Annotated in this window: 18 protein-coding genes and 1 other RNA gene; 10 read left to right on the forward strand and 9 right to left on the reverse strand. The window is 64.0% G+C overall.

Annotated features, from left to right (window positions below; translation table 11 throughout):
- Position 1 precedes the first annotated feature (1 nt).
- The 6 genes from nuoL to ACOXXX_RS13250 all read left to right on the forward strand — a co-directional run bounded on the left by nuoL (position 2) and on the right by ACOXXX_RS13250 (position 8484).
- Positions 2-2161 (forward strand): NADH-quinone oxidoreductase subunit L, encoded by a 2160-nt coding sequence (gene nuoL / locus ACOXXX_RS13225; protein WP_422827065.1) that lies wholly within the window; start codon positions 2-4, stop codon positions 2159-2161.
- Positions 2161-3711, forward strand: a complete 1551-nt coding sequence (locus tag ACOXXX_RS13230; protein ID WP_422827066.1) for an NADH-quinone oxidoreductase subunit M — start codon at positions 2161-2163, stop codon at positions 3709-3711. The genes nuoL and ACOXXX_RS13230 overlap by 1 nt, the downstream gene beginning before the upstream one ends.
- 11 nt (positions 3712-3722) lie before the next feature.
- Entirely contained in the window at positions 3723-5165 is a 1443-nt protein-coding gene (gene nuoN, locus ACOXXX_RS13235; protein ID WP_422827067.1) for an NADH-quinone oxidoreductase subunit NuoN, read from the forward strand.
- A gap of 114 nt (positions 5166-5279) precedes the next feature.
- Positions 5280-6026: a biotin--[acetyl-CoA-carboxylase] ligase gene (locus ACOXXX_RS13240; RefSeq protein ID WP_422827068.1), complete on the forward strand. Its 747-nt coding sequence runs from the start codon at positions 5280-5282 to the stop codon at positions 6024-6026.
- Between the two features lie 13 nt (positions 6027-6039).
- Positions 6040-6813: a type III pantothenate kinase gene (locus tag ACOXXX_RS13245; RefSeq protein ID WP_422827069.1), complete on the forward strand. Its 774-nt coding sequence runs from the start codon at positions 6040-6042 to the stop codon at positions 6811-6813.
- A 3-nt stretch (positions 6814-6816) separates the two neighbouring features.
- Positions 6817-8484 carry a ribonuclease J gene (locus ACOXXX_RS13250; RefSeq protein ID WP_422827070.1) on the forward strand — a complete coding sequence of 556 codons (1668 nt, stop codon included), beginning with the start codon at positions 6817-6819 and terminating at the stop codon, positions 8482-8484.
- 18 nt (positions 8485-8502) lie between these two features.
- Here ACOXXX_RS13250 and ACOXXX_RS13255 read toward each other — a convergent pair whose 3' ends face one another.
- Entirely contained in the window at positions 8503-8730 is a 228-nt protein-coding gene (locus tag ACOXXX_RS13255; RefSeq protein ID WP_422827071.1) for a sulfurtransferase TusA family protein, read from the reverse strand.
- A gap of 93 nt (positions 8731-8823) precedes the next feature.
- Between ACOXXX_RS13255 and ACOXXX_RS13260 the strand changes: the two genes are divergently transcribed.
- The 4 genes from ACOXXX_RS13260 to ACOXXX_RS13275 all read left to right on the forward strand — a co-directional run bounded on the left by ACOXXX_RS13260 (position 8824) and on the right by ACOXXX_RS13275 (position 13578).
- A complete protein-coding gene (locus ACOXXX_RS13260; RefSeq protein WP_422827072.1) occupies positions 8824-9576 on the forward strand; it encodes a cytochrome c biogenesis CcdA family protein in 753 nt (250 codons plus the stop codon).
- 402 nt (positions 9577-9978) lie between these two features.
- Positions 9979-11211: a hypothetical protein gene (locus tag ACOXXX_RS13265; protein ID WP_422827073.1), complete on the forward strand. Its 1233-nt coding sequence runs from the start codon at positions 9979-9981 to the stop codon at positions 11209-11211.
- Entirely contained in the window at positions 11208-12557 is a 1350-nt protein-coding gene (locus ACOXXX_RS13270) for a cytochrome P450 (protein WP_422827074.1), read from the forward strand. Before ACOXXX_RS13265 ends, ACOXXX_RS13270 begins: the two co-directional genes overlap by 4 nt.
- Before the next feature lie 118 nt (positions 12558-12675).
- Positions 12676-13578 carry a fructose bisphosphate aldolase gene (locus ACOXXX_RS13275; protein ID WP_422827075.1) on the forward strand — a complete coding sequence of 301 codons (903 nt, stop codon included), beginning with the start codon at positions 12676-12678 and terminating at the stop codon, positions 13576-13578.
- Between the two features lie 70 nt (positions 13579-13648).
- Here the strand turns inward: ACOXXX_RS13275 and ACOXXX_RS13280 are convergent, their stop codons facing one another.
- From ACOXXX_RS13280 to ssrA, 8 genes are all read right to left on the reverse strand, one after another.
- Positions 13649-13879, reverse strand: coding sequence for an N-(5'-phosphoribosyl)anthranilate isomerase (locus ACOXXX_RS13280; protein WP_422827076.1), 231 nt, complete (start codon positions 13877-13879; stop codon positions 13649-13651).
- A 23-nt stretch (positions 13880-13902) separates the two neighbouring features.
- Positions 13903-14121, reverse strand: a complete 219-nt coding sequence (locus tag ACOXXX_RS13285) for a ribbon-helix-helix domain-containing protein (RefSeq protein WP_422827077.1) — start codon at positions 14119-14121, stop codon at positions 13903-13905.
- Positions 14118-14294, reverse strand: coding sequence for a DUF4169 family protein (locus ACOXXX_RS13290; protein WP_422827078.1), 177 nt, complete (start codon positions 14292-14294; stop codon positions 14118-14120). The genes ACOXXX_RS13285 and ACOXXX_RS13290 overlap by 4 nt, the downstream gene beginning before the upstream one ends.
- Positions 14295-15689, reverse strand: coding sequence for a class II fumarate hydratase (gene fumC / locus ACOXXX_RS13295; protein ID WP_422827079.1), 1395 nt, complete (start codon positions 15687-15689; stop codon positions 14295-14297). It abuts the gene before it with no gap.
- A 74-nt stretch (positions 15690-15763) separates the two neighbouring features.
- On the reverse strand, positions 15764-16249 hold the full coding sequence (locus ACOXXX_RS13300) for an SspB family protein (RefSeq protein ID WP_422827081.1): 486 nt from the start codon (positions 16247-16249) through the stop codon (positions 15764-15766).
- A 96-nt stretch (positions 16250-16345) separates the two neighbouring features.
- Complete coding sequence (locus tag ACOXXX_RS13305; protein ID WP_422827082.1) at positions 16346-16996, reverse strand: DUF1194 domain-containing protein; 651 nt, start codon at positions 16994-16996, stop codon at positions 16346-16348.
- An 86-nt stretch (positions 16997-17082) separates the two neighbouring features.
- On the reverse strand, positions 17083-18204 hold the full coding sequence (locus tag ACOXXX_RS13310) for a calcium-binding protein (protein WP_422827083.1): 1122 nt from the start codon (positions 18202-18204) through the stop codon (positions 17083-17085).
- Positions 18205-18455: 251 nt separating this feature from the next.
- Positions 18456-18806, reverse strand: a transfer-messenger RNA (tmRNA) gene (ssrA, locus tag ACOXXX_RS13315).
- Positions 18807-18810: the final 4 nt, after the last annotated feature.

The following is an 18810-nucleotide window of genomic DNA, read 5'->3' on the forward strand; positions in this document are numbered from 1 at the left end:
CATGGAATCGCTCATCCTGTTTTCCCCCCTCGTGGGCGCGATCATCGGCGGGTTCGGCTGGAAACTGATCGGCGAACGCGGGGCCATGTGGATCACCACCGGGCTGCTGCTCTTTGCCTGCGCGCTGTCCTGGGTCGTGTTCCTGACGCACGACGGCACCACCGACCACATCCAGGTCATGCGCTGGATCGAGTCGGGCACGCTCAGCACCGACTGGTCGATCCGTCTGGACCGGCTGACCGCGATCATGCTGATCGTCGTGACCACCGTGTCGGCGCTCGTGCATCTGTATTCCTTCGGCTACATGGATCACGATCCGCAGTGGAAAGAAGGTGAGACCTACAAGCCGCGCTTCTTCGCTTACCTCTCGTTCTTCACCTTCGCGATGCTGATGCTGGTGACGTCGGACAACCTGGTGCAGATGTTCTTTGGCTGGGAAGGCGTGGGCGTCGCCTCCTACCTGCTGATCGGGTTCTACTACCGCAAACCCACCGCCAACGCCGCCGCGATCAAGGCCTTCGTGGTCAACCGCGTGGGCGACTTCGGCTTTGCCCTTGGCATCTTTGCGCTGTTCTTCCTGGTCGACAGCGTGCGGTTCGACGACATCTTTGCCGCCGCACCGCAGTTGGCTGAAACACAGCTGACCTTCCTTTGGACTGAATGGAACGCCGCGAACCTCATCGCCTTCCTGCTGTTCATCGGCGCGATGGGCAAATCGGCGCAGTTGTTCCTGCACACATGGCTGCCCGACGCGATGGAAGGCCCGACCCCGGTGTCGGCGCTCATCCATGCCGCGACCATGGTCACGGCAGGTGTCTTCCTGGTCTGCCGCATGTCGCCGCTGATGGAATTCGCACCCGAGGCGATGGCATTCGTCACCTTCCTGGGTGCCACCACCGCGTTCTTTGCCGCGACCGTTGGCCTTGTGCAGAACGACATCAAGCGCGTCATCGCCTATTCGACCTGTTCGCAGCTGGGCTATATGTTCGTCGCCGCCGGTGTCGGGGTCTATTCGGTGGCGATGTTCCACCTGCTGACGCATGCCTTTTTCAAGGCGATGCTGTTCCTGGGCGCCGGGTCGGTCATCCATGCGATGCACCACGAACAGGACATGCGCAACTACGGCGGCCTGCGCAAAAAGATCCCCTATACCTTCTGGGCGATGATGATCGGCACGCTGGCCATCACCGGCGTCGGCATCCCGCTGACCCACATCGGCTTTGCGGGCTTCCTGTCCAAGGATGCGGTGATCGAAAGCGCCTGGGCCGGGACGCAGGGCGGCTATGCCTTCTGGATGCTGGTGATCGCGGCGCTCTTCACTTCGTTCTATTCCTGGCGGCTGATCTTCCTGACCTTCTATGGCGCGCCGCGCGGCGACAAGCACACGCACGAGCACGCGCATGAATCGCCGATGGTGATGCTGGTGCCGCTCGGTGTCCTGTCGCTGGGTGCGATCTTCTCGGGCATGATCTGGTACGGCAGCTTTTTCGGTGACCATGCGCAGGTGAACCGCTTCTTCGGCATTCCCACGCATCACGCCGAGGCGGCCGATGACGGCCACGGCGCAGAGGCCGCCGCCGACGATCACGGCGAAGGCGCGGTCGAGGCAGTGGAGGAACTGGCCGAGGGCGATGCCGAAGCGGCGGTGGCCGATGCCACCGAACCGACCGAGGATCACGGGACGGAGACCGCGAGTGCCGCGGCCCCCGGCGAAGGTGCCATTTACATGGGCCCGGACAATCACGTGATGGACGACGCGCACCATGCCCCCACCTGGGTCAAGGTCAGCCCCTTCATCGCGATGATCTTCGGGCTTGGCCTCGCGATCCTGTTCTACATCGTGAACCCCACGCTGCCCAAACGGCTCGCCGAAAGCCAGCGCCCGCTGTACCTCTTCCTGCTGAACAAGTGGTACTTTGACGAAGCTTATGACTTCCTTTTCGTGCAGCCCGCCAAATCGCTTGGACGGCTGCTGTGGAAGCGGGGTGACGGCAATGTCATCGACGGGTCGATCAACGGCGTCGCCATGGGCTTTGTGCCTTTCGTCACGCGGCTCGCGGGCAAGGCGCAGTCCGGCTACATCTTCACCTATGCCTTTGCGATGGTGATCGGGCTTGCGCTGCTCATCACCTGGATGACGCTGAGCGGAGGAGCGCAGTAATGGACAACCTGCTTTCCATCGTGACCTTCCTGCCGGCCCTCGCGGCGGTGATCCTGGCCCTGTTCCTGCGCGGCGGGGACGAGGCCGCGGACCGCAACGCCAAATGGCTGGCGCTGATCGCCACCTCGGCCACCTTCGTGATCTCGCTCTTCATCCTGGCGCAGTTCGACCGCATGAACACCGGCTTCCAGATGGTGGAAGAGGGCGCGTGGCTGCTGGGCCTTCAGTACAAGATGGGCGTCGACGGCATTTCGGTGCTGTTCGTGATGCTGACCACCTTCATGATGCCGCTGGTGATCGCCGCATCCTGGGAGGTGACCACCCGCGTCAAGGAATACATGATCGCGTTCCTTCTGCTGGAAACGCTAATGCTGGGCGTTTTCATGGCACTGGACCTGGTGCTGTTCTATCTCTTCTTCGAGGCCGGCCTGATCCCGATGTTCCTGATCATCGGCATCTGGGGCGGCAAGAACCGGATCTACGCCAGCTTCAAGTTCTTCCTCTATACCTTCCTCGGGTCGGTGCTGATGCTGGTCGCGATGGTGGCGATGTTCGCCGATGCGGGCACCACCGACATCCCCACGCTGATGGTGCACCAGTTCGGGTCCGAGTCGTTCTCGATCCTGGGGCTGCAGATCGTCGGCGGCATGCAGACGCTGATGTTCCTGGCCTTCTTTGCCAGCTTTGCCGTCAAGATGCCGATGTGGCCGGTCCACACCTGGCTGCCCGATGCGCACGTGCAGGCCCCGACCGCGGGGTCTGTGGTTCTGGCGGCGATCCTGCTCAAGATGGGCGGCTATGGCTTCCTGCGCTTCAGCCTCCCGATGTTCCCGGTGGGGGCCGAGGTGCTGACGCCTCTGGTCCTGTGGATGAGCGCCATCGCCATCGTCTACACGTCGCTGGTCGCGCTGGTGCAGGAGGATATGAAAAAGCTCATCGCCTACAGTTCCGTCGCGCACATGGGCTATGTCACCATGGGCATCTTCGCCGCCAACCAGCAGGGGGTGGACGGGGCGATCTTCCAGATGATCAGCCACGGCTTCATCTCGGGCGCGCTCTTTCTGTGTGTCGGCGTGATCTACGACCGGATGCACACCCGCGACATCGACGCCTATGGCGGTCTGGTGAACCGGATGCCGGCCTATGCGCTGATCTTCATGCTCTTTACCATGGCCAATGTCGGCCTGCCGGGCACGTCCGGTTTCATCGGGGAATTCCTGACGCTGATGGGCATTTTCCAGGTCAACACATGGGTCGCGGCGGTGGCGACATCGGGCGTCATCCTGTCGGCGGCCTATGCGCTCTGGCTCTATCGCCGGGTGGTGATGGGCGATCTGATCAAGGAATCGCTTCGCACGATCAAGGACATGAGCCGCCGCGAAAAGGCGATCTTTGCGCCGCTGGTGGTCATGACGATCTGGATGGGGGTCTACCCCGCGCCGATCCTCGACCGCATCGGCCCCAGCGTCGAGGCGCTGGTGTCCAACTACGACACGGCCCTGGCCGAGGCGCGCGCCTCGACACAGGTGGCCGAGCAAGCAGAGAATTGAGGGGCTGAGCCATGATTGAGGCTGATCTGACTGTCATCCTGCCAGAGATCGTTCTGTCGGTCTTTGCCATGCTGGCGCTGGTGGGCGCGGTCTATACCGAAAAGGACAAGCTCGCCCCGGCACTGCTTTGGGCGACGGCGGCGCTGTTCGTGGCGCTGGCGCTCTGGATCGGGACCAGCGGCGACGGCACCAATGTGGCCTTCGGCGGCATGTTCGTCGACGACGCCTTTGCCCGGTTTGCCAAGGTAACAATCCTGATTTCCGCCGCCGCCGTCCTGCTGATGAGCCAGGAGTACATGTCGCGCCGCGACCTGCTGCGCTTCGAATATCCGCTGCTGGTGACGCTGAGTGCGGTCGGCATGATGATGATGGTGTCGGCGGGCGATCTCATGGCGCTTTACATGGGGCTGGAACTGCAATCGCTGGCGCTTTACGTCGTGGCATCGCTGCGCCGCGATAGCGTGAAGTCGACCGAGGCGGGGCTCAAGTACTTTGTTCTGGGTGCGCTCAGCTCTGGCCTGCTGCTGTACGGCGCGTCGCTGACCTACGGCTTTGCAGGCACGACGCTCTTTTCCGGCGTGATCCAGACCGCCACGGCGGGCGAGATGTCCATCGGGCTTCTGTTCGGGCTTGTGCTGCTGGCCTCGGGCCTGGCGTTCAAGGTGTCGGCGGTGCCATTCCACATGTGGACACCGGACGTCTACGAAGGCTCGCCCACGCCCGTCACCGCCTTCTTCGCCACCGCGCCCAAGGTCGCGGCCATGGCGCTTTTCGCGCGGCTGCTGCACGACGCCTTTGGCGCGGCGGTGGGTGACTGGCAGCAGATCATCGCTTTCCTGTCGCTCTTGTCGATGTTCCTGGGCGCTTTTGCCGCCATCGGCCAGACCAACATCAAGCGGCTGATGGCCTATTCGTCCATCGCCCACATGGGCTATGCGCTGATGGGGCTGGCGGCAGGCACCGTTTTCGGCGTGCAGGCGCTGCTGATCTACATGGCGATCTACGTCACCATGAACATCGGCACCTTTGCCTTTATCCTGAGCATGGAGCGCGACGGCCAGCCGGTCACGGATATCGCATCGCTCAACATGTATTCGAAAAAGGAACCGGGCAAGGCGCTGGCGATGCTGGTGCTGCTGTTCAGCCTTGCGGGTGTCCCCCCGCTGGTCGGCTTCTTCGGCAAGCTTTACGTGCTGCGCGCCGCCTACGAAGGCGGGCTTGCCTGGCTTGCCGTGGCGGGCGTGGTGGCATCGGTCATCGGGGCCTTCTACTATCTGCGCATCGTGTTCTTCATGTACTTCGGTGAAGACCGCGACGAGGGGCTGGACAAGGGCCGGTCGCCGATGCTGGCAGGGTTCCTGATGGCGTCGGCCGCGATCATGGTGCTGGGGGTCGTGAACCTCTTCGGGATCGAAGGCGCGGCCGCGGCCGCGGCGGCCACGCTTGTCAACTGACCCGACATCGACAGACCGATCCAATGGTGACGCGCCCGGGGCGCGTCGCTTTTGGTTTGTGCGCAGGCCAGCCTGCGCGGCCCTTGGCGGACCTGCCATGCCGGTGCACCCGGGATGACGATGCCCGCTGGATATGCGGCCCGGGTGCTGGACGAGGTCGACAGCACCAACGCCGAAGCCGCGCGGCTGTCCGCCGAACTGACCATGCCGACGTGGATCCTGGCACGGCGGCAGACCGCGGCACGCGGGCGGCGCGGGCGGCCCTGGCGCAATCCGGAGGGCAATTTTTCCGCGACCCTGCTGATGTGGCCGTCAGAGACGCCCGACGTCGTGGCACAACGGTCCTTCGTCGCCGCGCTGGCCCTGCACGAGGCGCTGGTCGAGGCGACGGGCCGCACCGCCGGACTGTCGCTGAAATGGCCCAATGATGTGCTGCTCAATGGCGGCAAGGTGGCGGGCATCCTGCTGGAAAGTCTGGGCCAACGGAATGGCGTGCAGCATCTGGCCATTGGTGTGGGCGTCAACCTGTTGCATCCGCCCCCGGTGTCCGAGGTGGAACCCGATGCCGTGCCGCCCGTGGCGCTGATGTCGGCCACAGGGGTCGCGATCGATCCAGAGGCGTTTCTGGACCTGCTGGCGCAGGCCTATGCCAAGGTCGAGGCGCTGTTCGTCGCCGAAGGCTTTGCGCCGATCCGGCAGGCCTGGCTCTTGCGGGCGGCCAAGCTTGGAGAGGTGATCACAGCGCGCACCGGGCGCAGCACCGCGACCGGCAAATTCGACGGGGTGGACATGGCCGGGAACCTTGTCCTGATCACGGCGGATGGGCGCCTCGCGATCCCCGCCGCCGATGTCTTTTTCTGAGAGGGGGCGCGCCATGCTTCTGGCCATCGACTGCGGCAACACCAACACCGTCTTTTCGATCTGGGACGGGCAGCGGTTCCTGGCCACCTGGCGCACCTCGACCGAACACCAGCGCACGGCGGATCAGTACTATGTCTGGCTGTCGACGCTGATGGAATTCCAGAAGATCGAGGCGGTGATCACAGATGTCATCATCTCGTCCACCGTGCCGCGCGTGGTCTTCAACCTGCGGGTCCTCGCCGACCGCTATTTCAACACCCGGCCCGTCGTGGTGGGCAAACCCGAATGCGCGCTGCCGGTCGATGTGCGGGTGGATGCGGGCACCAACGTGGGGCCCGACCGGCTGGTCAACACCGTGGCGGGGTTCGACCTTTTCGGCGGCGACCTGATCGTGGTGGATTTCGGCACAGCCACCACGTTCGACGTGGTGGATACCGATGGCGCCTATGTGGGCGGGGTGATCGCGCCGGGCGTGAACCTGAGCCTGCAGGCGCTGCACCAGGCCGCTGCGGCGCTGCCGCATGTGGACATCTCCAAACCCCAGGGCGTGGTCGGCACCAACACGGTGGCCTGCATGCAATCGGGCATCTTCTGGGGATATGTGGGCCTGGTGAAAGAGATTTGCGACCGCATCAAGGCCGAAAGGGACCGGCCGATGAAGGTCATTTCAACGGGCGGGCTGGCGCCGCTATTCCAGCAGAGTGAAGAGCTTTTCGATGCCTTCAAGGACGATCTGACGATGCACGGTCTGACCGTGATCCATGCACACAACAAGACGATGGGATAACACATGAGCGGTGAACGCCTGATCTATCTGCCCCTGGGCGGGGCCGGGGAAATTGGCATGAATGCCTATGTCTACGGCTATGGCAAACCCGATGAGGAACGGCTGATCCTGGTGGATCTGGGCGTGACCTTTCCGGATATGGACAGCACGCCGGGGGTGGATCTGATCCTGCCCGACATCACCTGGCTAAAGGAACGGCGTGATCGGCTCGAGGCGATCTTCATCACCCATGCGCACGAGGATCACGTCGGCGCCATCGGGCATTTCTGGGAGGATCTGGGCGCCCCGATCCATGCCCGCGCCTTTACCGCCAACATCGCGCGGCGCAAGATGGATGAACACGGCCATTCCGAACAGACGGTCAAGACCGCGTCACCCTGGCCCGAACAGATCACAGCGGGGCCGTTCAAGGTGGGGTTCCTGCCGATTTCGCATTCGATCCCGGAAAGTTCGTCGCTGGTGATCGACACGCCCGAGGGGCGGCTGATCCACACCGGTGATTTCAAGCTGGATGAGACGCCGCTGGTGGGCGAGGCGTTCGATCGCGCGCTCTGGGAAGAGGTGTCGAAGGACGGGGTGAAGGCGCTGATCTGCGATTCCACCAACGTGTTCAGCAAGCACCCCGGCCGGTCCGAGGCGACGCTGGGCCCGGAAATCGAAAAGCTTGTGAAGGACGCCAGCGGCATGGTCGTCGCCACCACGTTCGCCAGCAACGTCGCCCGGGTCAAGACCCTGGCCGAGGCCGGAGAGCGGGCAGGGCGGTCCATCGTCCTTTTGGGGCGGGCGATGCGCCGGATGATCGAGGCAGCAACGGAAACCGGCGTGCTCAAGGATTTTCCGCCGGTGGTGTCACCGGAGGATGCCACCAGCATCCCGCGGGAAAACGTCATGCTGCTGGTCACCGGGTCGCAGGGCGAACGCCGCGCGGCCTCGGCCCAACTGGCGCGGGGCAAGTATCAGGGCATCACCCTGAAAGAGGGCGACACCTTCCTGTTCTCGTCCAAGATCATTCCCGGCAACGAACGCGGCGTGATCCGCATCATGAACCAGTTCTCCGAAGCGGGCGTTGATGTGGTCGACGACAACGACGGGCTTTACCACGTGTCGGGCCACGCCAACCGCCCGGATCTCGAGATGATGCACAAGGTCGTCAATCCGCAGGTGGTGGTGCCGATGCACGGCGAACACCGGCATCTGCGCGAACATGTCAAACTGGCGCAAACCGGCGGCAAGAAGGGCGTGCTGGCGGTCAACGGCATGATGATCGACCTGTCGGGAAACAGCCCCACGGTGGCGGAATACGTGGACACCGGACGCACTTACGTCGATGGGTCGGTCCAGATCGGCGCGCTGGATGGCGTCGTGCGCGACCGGATCCGCATGGCGCTGAACGGGCATGTGATCGTGACGGTGATCCTGGACGAAAACGACGATCCGCTGGGCGATCCCTGGTGCGAACTCATGGGCCTGCCCGAAGAGGGGCGCAGCCGCGTGCCGCTGGTCGATGTGCTCGAGGAAGACCTGGGCCAGTATCTGGGCCGCGCCGGAAACAAGACGCTGACCGACGATGACAAGCTCGACGAGGGCCTGCGCCGCGTCGCGCGCCAGACCACGCAGAACGAGATCGGCAAGAAGCCCGAGGTCACGGTGGTTGTCAGCCGGTTGAGCTGACGTAGCCAGCGGCGGGGGCTATCCGCCCTTGCGGATATCCCAGACCGTGGCCGTCCCGTCGGCCACGGTCTTTTCGACGCGGTGCCCGGCCTCGTTGCAGAAATGCGGCACATCGACGACCGCCGCCGGATCGTCGGTGCGCAGGCGCAGCACGTCGCCGGGGGCGAGTGTGGTCAGGCGCTTGCGCGCTTTCAGCACAGGCAGGGGGCACAGAAGCCCGGTCGCATCAAGGTCATGCAGTGTCATGGCGTCAGAGTTAGGCCCGATGTTACAGACTGTCCACAGGGTTGTGACGCGTCCTTGCGTGACGCGGGTGCCGCGACAGGCTATGTGCACGTCATGTTCGGAATCGAAATCATCGACGCGGGGCTTCTGCCCGCGATGTTCGTGGCGCTGCTGGCGGGCGTGATCTCATTCCTAAGCCCCTGCGTTCTGCCCATCGTGCCACCTTATCTGGCCTTCATGTCCGGGGTCAGCGTTGCGGAAATGCAGGCGGGCGGGTCGGCGCGGATGCGTGCCGGGCTGGCGGCGCTGTTCTTTGTGCTCGGCTTGTCGACGGTGTTCCTGCTGCTGGGCTTCACCGCCTCGGCATTCGGTGCGTTCTTCCTGCAAAACCAGGTGCTTCTGGCGCAGATCTCGGGCGTTGTCGTGATTGTCTTCGGCCTGCATTTCCTGGGTGTCTTCCGCATTCCCTTCCTTGACCGCGAGGCGCGGATCGAGGCCGGCGATACCGGCGGATCGGCCTTTGGCGCCTATATCCTGGGGCTGGCCTTCGCCTTTGGCTGGACGCCCTGCATCGGCCCGCAACTGGGCGCGATCCTGAGCCTGGCCGCGTCCGAGGCGTCGGTGACGCGCGGCACGCTGCTGCTGGGGGTCTATGCCGCGGGCCTTGGCATTCCGTTTCTGCTGGCGGCGCTGTTCCTGAGCCGCGCCATGACGCTGATGAACCGGATCAAGCGACACATGAAACTGATCGAACGGGTCATGGGCGTTCTGCTGATCGCCGTCGGGCTGGCGCTGGTCACCGGCGCGTTCTCGGCGTTTTCTTTCTGGCTGCTCGAAGCCTTTCCTGCGCTTGGCATGCTGGGTTAGAGCAGGATGCGATAGGCTTTGATCTGCCTTGAGCGGACCTTGGGTAACCGGCTGACGAGCCGCGCCATTGCAGTCGCGCGCGGATGCGATCAGGTCTTTCCGCTCAGGCGCTTTATGCCAGCCAAGTCCGCACGCCATCCACGCTGTGCACCAAGCTCAGCCAAATCGCAGCCGCGTGGGGGCGCGACTGCGATGGCGCGGCGGCCTTCGGCCTTGAGTCCGCGCCGGGTGGTTGGCTCGTACGTCCGCTTCAGACTGCTCGCGCGCGATTTGATCTATCTGCGTCCCGCTCTAGCAACAATCCCGGCCCAGACGCGGCTTTGTCGCCTTTTGCCTTACTCTTGCCCCTTTGCCCCGCTACGCTTTGCGCAAATGTGATGCAACGGCGATCAGAGGTCAGCCATGGACAAGCCGCGCCAAGACGTTCGGACGCGCCGGGTGTTCTACATCCCCGGCTACGATCCCATCCATCCGCGCCGCTACCGCGAGCTATACCGCAAGGAAGGCGCCGCACAGGCCGAGATTTCGGGCTATAGCATCGCGCTTAAACCCAAAAAGACCAAGGGGCCTTACGGCTGGCGCGTCACCGCGGCGATGGACGGAGCCGTGTCGGCGGCGGATGTGCAGGTGCTGGTCTGGTCCGACATCGTCCGTGACAGCATGTCGAATTCGATCCCCGCGACCTACTGGCAGCTCGCGCGCACCGCCTGGACCTACATCGCCAGCGGCGCGCTGCGGCGGCTGATGCTCTTGCGCAAGGGGCCGGTGATCGCCGCCCTGTATCCCGTCGGAATGCTGCTCTTGCAGCTTCTGCTGGCGCTGGTCGTGGGCTGGGCGGGCTATGCCGTCGTCACGGCACTGCTAAGCCCTTGGATCGGCATCGTCGCCACAGGGCTGGGCCTTGCGCTCTGGGCCGCGGCGGTGGTGCTGGTGCTGCGCTGGGTCAAGGGCAAGGACGGCAAGTTTTTTGCCTACTACCTCATGCATGACTACGCCTATTCGGCGCAGCACGGCGGCGCCAACCCGCCCGAGCTCGAGGCGCGGATGGCCGAATTCACCGACACCATCGCCGCGGCCCTGCGCACGCCGGTCGACGAGGTGCTGATCGTCGGGCATTCGTCGGGCGCGCATCTCGCGGTGTCGATCCTGGCCGACCTGATCCGGCAGGGCCGGGTGCCCGCAAACGGCCCGAAACTGGCGTTTTTGAGCTTGGGCCAAGTGGTGCCGATGGTGTCTTTCCTGCCCAAGGCCACGCGTCTGCGCGCCGACCTGCGCTATCTTTCCGCGCGAGACGAATTGACCTGGGTAGATGTCACCGCCCCCGGCGACGGCTGTGCCTTCGCGCTGTGTGATCCCGTGGCGGTGTCGGGCGTGGCGCCCGCGGACAAGCGCTGGCCGCTGGTCTTTTCCGCCGCCTTCACCCAGACGCTGAGCGAGGCGCGCTGGAAGGAACTGCGCTGGAAGTTCTTCCGCCTGCATTTCCAGTACCTCTGCGCCTTCGACCTGGTGCGCGATTACGACTATTTCCGCATCACCGCCGGACCGCTGAGCCTGGCCAGCCGCTATGCCGGGCGCAAACCGTCCAACAGCCGGATCGACATCCCGGTGTCGAAATTCACCTCGATCGCCGCATGATCCCACCCAAGCCCCGCGCGCGCAGCGACCGCGTGTCGCTTTGGCGTTATGTCAGGCTGTTTCGGCAGGACATCCTGTCGGCACAGCCCGCGCGGCTGTACCGCGCCTGGATGGCTGAATTTCGCACACCGTTCTTTCGGTCCTACCTGGTCAACCAGCCCGATCTGGTGCGGTTGGTGCTGAAGGACCGGCCGCAGGACTTTCCGAAATCCGACCGCATCGGCGAAGGACTGCGCCCGCTTCTGGGCAATAGCGTGTTCCTGACCAACGGCGCCACATGGCAGCGGCAGCGCCGGATCATCGACCCCGCGTTCGAGGGCGGGCGGCTGCGCGACACCTACGGCCAGATGTGGGCCGCCGCCTGCGCCGCCCGCGACCGGCTGGCCGCGCGCGCGGGCGAAGAGGTCGAGATCGAGGAGGTCACCAGCCACGCCGCTGCCGACGTGATCTTTCGCACGCTCTTTTCCATCCCGATCGAGGACAGCATCGCGAGCGCGGTGTTTCACGAATTCCGCGCCTATCAGCGCACCCAGCCGATCCTGAACCTTGCCGCCTTCGTGCCGCTGCCGTCCTGGATGCCGCGGTTCTTTCGCCGCGATACCCGCGCGGCGGCGGCACGCATTCGGGGGCTGATCACGCAACTGACCGAAAGGCGCATGGCCGAGATCGCGGCGGGAACCGCCCCGGACGATCTGGCCACCAAGATCATGACCACCGCCGATCCCGAAACCGGGGACCGGTTCTCGACCGAAGAGATGGTTGATCAGGTCGCGATCTTCTTTCTGGCCGGGCATGAAACCAGCGCCAGCGCGCTGGCCTGGGCGCTGTACCTGATGGCGCTTTATCCCGACTGGCAGGACCGTGTCGCGAGCGAGGCGCAGGCGTTGAGCCGTGGCGATTTCGCCGAAGCCGCAAAGCTCAAGATCAGCCGGGACGTGTTCCGCGAAACCCTGCGGCTGTATCCGCCGGTGCCGATGATGGTGCGCGAAACCTCCTGCCCGGAACGGTTCCGCGACCGCGACGTGCCCAGGGGCGCGCAAGTGGTGCTGAGCCCTTGGCATCTGCACCGCCACGAACGGCTCTGGGACAATCCCGACGGCTTCGATCCGGCCCGCTGGGCCAGCGAAAACGGCCGGACCTGCGCGCGCGATGCCTTCATCCCCTTCTCGGCCGGTGCGCGCGTCTGCACCGGTGCGGGCTTTGCCATGGTCGAGGGAACGCTGCTCCTCTCGCTCCTCTTGCGGGATCTGCGGGTCGCGCCGGCGGAGGGGCGCGTGCCCGAGCCCGTGGCCCATCTGACGGTGCGCGCCCGCGATGGGATCGCGCTGCGCATCACCCGCCGCTAGGGGCCGCAACCCTTTATTTTCAAGGGTTAGCGCTAAACTCCAAAGGTCTGTCTACCCAAGCGTTTGCGGCTCGCGTAAAGACGGGGAAAGAGGGTTCAACAGGGATTGATGACAGACCATGGCACAGCACAGCGCAGCATTCGAGGCCCAGGCCCAGCGGATGACCACCGGCAAGGGATTTATCGCCGCTCTTGATCAAAGCGGCGGGTCGACTCCCAAGGCGCTGCGGCTTTATGGTGTGGAAGAAAGCGCCTATTCCGGCGATGAAGAGATGTTCGGCGAAATTCACAAGATGCGCGCCCGGATCATCACCGCCCCGGATTTCACCAGCGACAAGGTGCTGGGGGCGATCCTTTTCGAACGCACCATGCGCGGCGAGATCGACGGCAAACCGGTGGCGCAGCTCCTGTGGGACGACCGCGGTGTGGTGCCGTTTCTGAAGATCGACAAGGGGCTTGAGGATGAAGCGGACGGCGTGCAACTGATGAAGCCGATGCCGGGGCTCGAGGCGCTGCTGGCCGAGGCGCGGGAGTTCGGCATCTTCGGGACAAAGGAACGATCGGTCATCAAGACCGCCAATGCCAAGGGCATCGCCGACATTGTCGCCCAGCAATTCGAGGTGGCGCATGTGGTGATCGGCGCGGGCCTCGTCCCCATTCTGGAGCCAGAGGTCGACATCCATTCCGACACCAAGGCCGAGGCCGAGACGATGCTGAAGGATGAGATACTGGCGCATCTGGACAAGCTGGAGGACGGTCAGGACGTGATGCTCAAGGTCACGATCCCCGATGAAGCCGGGCTTTACGATGCGGTGGCGGATCATCCGCGGGTGCTGCGAGTGGTGGCACTGTCGGGCGGTTACACGACCGACGACGCCTGCGCGCGTTTGTCGAAAAATGCCAAGATGATCGCCAGCTTTTCGCGCGCCCTGACCGAGGGGCTGAGCAAGCAGCAATCCGACGCGGAATTCAACGCGGCCCTGGGCGACAATATCGACAAGATCTACCGCGCGTCGATCTGAATTCTGAGGGCAGACGCCAAGACTTTTCGCAAAAGTCTTGGCAAAGGTTTTCAGAAAACCTTTGCGCCCGTCAGGTGAAACGCCGGACCGGTTCGCGGTTGCAGAAGATCACGACCTGTCCGGCATTGATCACGGCGCTGTAACCGCGCCGCCGCAATTCGCGTTCAAAGGCCGCGCGCCCGATCATCCTGTCCACATCCCGCAAGGACCGGCGCACGACGCTGCCGTCGCGCGCGGCTTTGGAGGAAAAGATTTGCCGCAGCCAGATGTCGGGCGGGATCGTGACACGCAGTTCGCTCATGGTCCCAGACTGCGCGCTGACGGTTAACGATCCCTGAATCGCTGCAGCACATACACGCGGATCGCCGACGCGAGGCCGACGTCCAAGTCACGCTCCGCATCGATTTCGGCGGCCAACTGGTTGATCGCCTTGCCATCTTCCGCCGCAATCTCCCGGAACGCCCGCCAGAACGCATCCTCGAGCGATACCGATGTCCGGTGACCGCGCAATGTCAGCGACCGCTTGACGGGCCGCCCACTCATCCGTCCTGCTTCTTGCCGTCCAGCGCCTTGTCGGCCTTGTCGCGCAGCGCTTCATCCAGACGTTTTTCCGCCTTCGTGCGGCCGTGGGTGACGGCGTTCCGATCGGCGCGGGCCTTCTTTTCGGCCCGCGCCTTTTCTTTGCGAAACCGGTTCAGGTTGACCGGCGTCGACATCTACTTCGGCCCGATCATGTCTTCGGGCCGCACCACGCGGTCAAAGGTCTCTTCGTCCACAAAGCCAAGCGCCACCGCCTCTTCGCGCAGGGTGGTGCCGTTCTTGTGCGCGGTCTTGGCGACCTTGGTGGCGTTGTCATAGCCGATGGTCGGCGCCAGCGCCGTGACCAGCATCAGCGATTCCTTCATCAGCTTGTCAATCCTGTCGGTGTTGGCCTTGGTGCCGACAACCATGTTGTCGGTAAAGCTGCCCGCCGCATCACCCAAGAGCTGCATGCTTTGCAGCACGTTGTAGGACATCATCGGATTGTAGACGTTGAGTTCGAAATGCCCCTGGCTGCCGGCAAAGCCGACGGCGGCGTCGTTGCCCATCACATGCGCGCAGACCATGGTCAGCGCCTCCGCCTGGGTCGGGTTGACCTTGCCCGGCATGATCGAACTGCCAGGCTCGTTCTCGGGCAGGATCAACTCGCCCAGACCCGAGCGCGGGCCGGACCCGAGAAGCCGCATGTCGTTTGCGATCTTGAAGAGCGACGCCGCCACGGTCTTGAGCGCGCCCGAGAACATCACCATCGCGTCATGGGCGGCCAAGGCCTCGAACTTGTTGGGGGCGGTGACGAAGGGCAGGTCGGTGATCGCCGCGATTTCGGCGGCGACGCGGGTGTCCCAGCCCTTTTTGGTGTTGAGCCCGGTACCGACGGCGGTGCCGCCCTGCGCCAGTTCGTAGATGTCGGGCAGGCAGGCCTCGACCCGTTTTATGCCCTGTGCCACCTGATGCGCGTAGCCGCCGAATTCCTGGCCCAGGGTCAGGGGCGTGGCGTCCTGCGTGTGGGTGCGGCCGATCTTGATGATGTCGGCGAATTCCTCGGACTTGGCGGCCAGCGCCGCGTGCAGTTTCTTCAGGCCCGGCAGCAGCGTGTCGCGCGCCATCATGCCGATGGCCACATGCATCGCGGTGGGGAACGTGTCGTTGGAGCTTTGCCCCATGTTGCAATGGTCGTTGGGATGGACGGGCTTCTTGGACCCCATCTCGCCGCCCAGCATCTCGATCGCGCGGTTCGAGATCACTTCGTTCGCGTTCATGTTGCTTTGCGTGCCCGACCCGGTCTGCCAGACCACCAGCGGAAAGTTGTCGTCGAACTTGCCGTCAATCACCTCTTGCGCGGCGGCGGTGATGGCGTTGCCGATCTCGGCCTCCATGTCGCCCTGGGCCATGTTGACCGTGGCGCAGGCCTTCTTGATCACGCCAAGCGCGCGGATGATCGCGACGGGCTGACGTTCCCAGCCGATGGGAAAGTTCATGATCGACCGCTGCGTCTGCGCGCCCCAGTATTTGTCGGCGGGCACGTCGAGGGGGCCAAAGCTGTCGGTTTCAACGCGGATGTCGGTGGCCATGGAATGCTCCTTGAGTATGCAATTGCATGCCGTTTAGCGGGCTGCGCAGCCTCGGGCAAGGTGCGCCCGCACCGCTATTTGCGAAAGGAATCGAGGCTGACCACATCCGCAGGCTTGGCGGTGTCGGCTTTTTTCTTTTCCGCAGGCTCTGACCGGACGGGAACAGGATCGGGGCGGGGGGCGTCGTCCTCCTCGTCCTCGGCATCCTCCTGCGTTTCAAACCGCAGGCCGAATTCCACCGACGGGTCCACGAATGTCTTGATGGCGTCGTAGGGAATATAGAGCCGCTCGGGCGCGTCGCCGAAGTTGAGCGAGACGGAAAATCCGTCGTCGGTCACGTCCAGGTCGGCGAACCAGTGCTGCATCACCACGGTCATTTCACCGGGGTAGCGGTCGTAAAGCCAGTCGGCGATCTCGACATCCGGGTGGTGGGTGTCGAAGGTGATGAAGAAATGATGCTCTCCGGGAAGGCCGTCCGACTGCACGCCGGTCAGCACCTCCTGTATCAGGCCGCGCATCGCGCGGTGCATGAGATTTCCGTAGTCGATGCCGCCGGACATGCCGCAAATCCTTTTTCCTGTAGCCGCAGCATATTCAATTCTGTGCGAAACGAAAGAGCGGCGAGGGGGTTTTTCGCCGGTCGCGCGCGCGCCTGCCTAGCCGATGACCCTGGTGATTTCCCGCAGGATTTTCAGGCGGATGGCGCGGGGATAGTCACGGTGCCCGCGCGCCGTCAGGACAAAGCCGTCGCGGGTGATCAGAGCCCGACGGTAGAAATTGGTGATGGCGATGCCAAGGGATTCGATGGCGATGCCGTTGATGGTGATGCCCATGCGTTCGGCGCGGCGGCGCACCGGCCCGACCTCGCCCCCGGCATTGGGGGTGCCGTCGCCGGACACGTCGATGATGCGCCGCGGGCAGTGCATCACCGGGCCGAACTGATCAAGCGCGAAATCCAGCGCCTCGGCCGGGGCGGTGTCGGACAGGATGAACGCGCGCTCCATTTGCCGGGCCTGGTTGGCGAACCGTTCCGCGTCAAAGGTGGTGCGGATGCGGGTCCAGGGAATGCTCATGACCTGCTTGTCGGTGCCCGACCACTGCATGACCGACAGCATCGCGTCGCCGCGCACGAGGATCTCCACGATTTCGGGGTCCTGCAGCGCATCCGCCAGACCATCGGTCTGAAACCGGTATTCGCCCGGATCGACCGAGTTCGACACATCCATGGTCAGCATCAGCGCCGTCTCGCAGGCCCGCGGCGGCGTGGCCAGACAGGTCAGGCCAAGACAGAAGATCAGTCGCAACATGGCCCCATAGGGCGTGGTGCGGGCAGGCGGGTCAAGGGGGGATGTGCAGCCCCCCCTTGCCGGATCGGCTGTCCCGGCGCCGATGCCTAGGTAAAGAGGAAATCCGCCTCGCTGAAGTCGCTTTCCTGCGTGTTCAGCACGATGATCGTGTGATCGCCATAGGTCATCTCGACCGCCTGCTGGCCCTCGTAGGTGGTGTTGGTGATGTCGAGCCGCGCCACGGGATCGGCTGGATTGCGCAGGCCGGTGACGCGGATCGTGTCGACGCCGTCCTCGAAATCCTCGATCACGGTGGTGCCGCCGCCGAAAAGCGCGTTGAACACAAACTGGTCGGCGCCTTCGCCGCCGTTCACCGTGTCCTCGCCAAGGCCCGAATTGAGCGTGTCGTTGCCCGCATCGCCGTGGATGTCGTCATTGCCGTCGCCGCCGGTCAGCAGATCGTCGCCGTCGCCGCCATACATCGTATCATTGGCAAAACTGGCGCCCGAGCGGTCATTGCCAGCGCCCAGATTGATCAGGTCGCGGCCATAGCCGCCGTTGAACGTGTCGTTGCCGGATCCGCCATCGATCGTGTCGTTGCCGGGGCCTGCGCCGCCGCCGTCGTTGCCGGGACCGCCGACCAGGCGGTCGTTGCCATCGCCACCGCCCAGCCGGTCATTGCCGTCACCGCCGAAAGAGGTGTCGTTGCCCGCACCGGCGGGCATGCGGTCGTCGCCGGGGCCCCCTTCGAGCCGGTCGTCGCCATCCCCTCCCAGAAGCCCGTCATTGCCATCGCCGCCGATAAGATTGTCATTGCCGTCCTGACCTTCGAGCCGGTCATTGCCGCCCAGACCCCGGATCAGATCGTCGCCGGAAAACCCGACGAGCGTGTCGGCCTCGGTCGAGCCGTCCATGGTGTCATTGCCGGAGAAGACGATGCTGGCCGCCAGCTGGGCGTCGTTCTGAACCTGGATGGCCTGGTAGAGCTCGTTCGCATCTCCGTCGATGTCGGTCACTTCTGTCGCCAGAATGCCATTCTCGAAAAGCTGGATGGTGTCCACGGTGCCGCTGACGACGCCGGTGTTGGAATAGCTGAAGCTGCCCAGATAGCGGGCTTCCTGCGCGCCGTCGACCACGACGATCGTGGTCGTCGTCGCGACCGTCACATTGCCGGAAAAGAACGGGATGTTGAAAAAATCGACGGGCTGGGTTGTCTCGAAAATGGCCATTAAGGGCACTCCGGTAAAATGGTTTGTGATGCGCAGTAGAGTAAAAAATTTTCGTTTTGACAATATGCCGGTTTTTCGGGGAAATCAAACGCCGGGCGCGGGCCCGAAGGTCACCGCGGTCGCGTTGGTTCGGGCCGCATCAGGTCGCGGTCCGAGCGCAACCGCAGGCCAGGATGCGGGCATTGTCCGGACGCGCGGCACGGGGCGGGGGCCGCCTGAAAGCGGTGACATGGTCCGGGAATGGAGGGGAAAGTGCAGGCTTCTGTTGCCAGGTGCCTGCGAACCCCGCCTTACGCTGCTAGGCGCAAGGACTTAGATTTCGATCTTTCGGACTGCTTACGCAGCCAGAGCGACCGGAGCACGATTGTCATTTGCAATTGTACTGTTTTCGCCGGTAACGGTGGCAGACCGCCGAGACAAAGCTAACCCCTTTAGACGTTCGTCGATCCTGTTTCCACCCCATGGCCGCCAAATGAACGGGTTATGGTGGAGTGGCCGGGTACCGCCCCCGGGTCCGATCCGCTTATTACGAGCGCGTTTATGTCCATAGTCTGTTGCCAGACAGGGAAAACATAGGCTTGCGCACGGCCGAATACAAGAGCCGTG

The organism is Thalassococcus sp. BH17M4-6 (assembly GCF_049323015.1).
Lineage (GTDB): Bacteria > Pseudomonadota > Alphaproteobacteria > Rhodobacterales > Rhodobacteraceae > Puniceibacterium.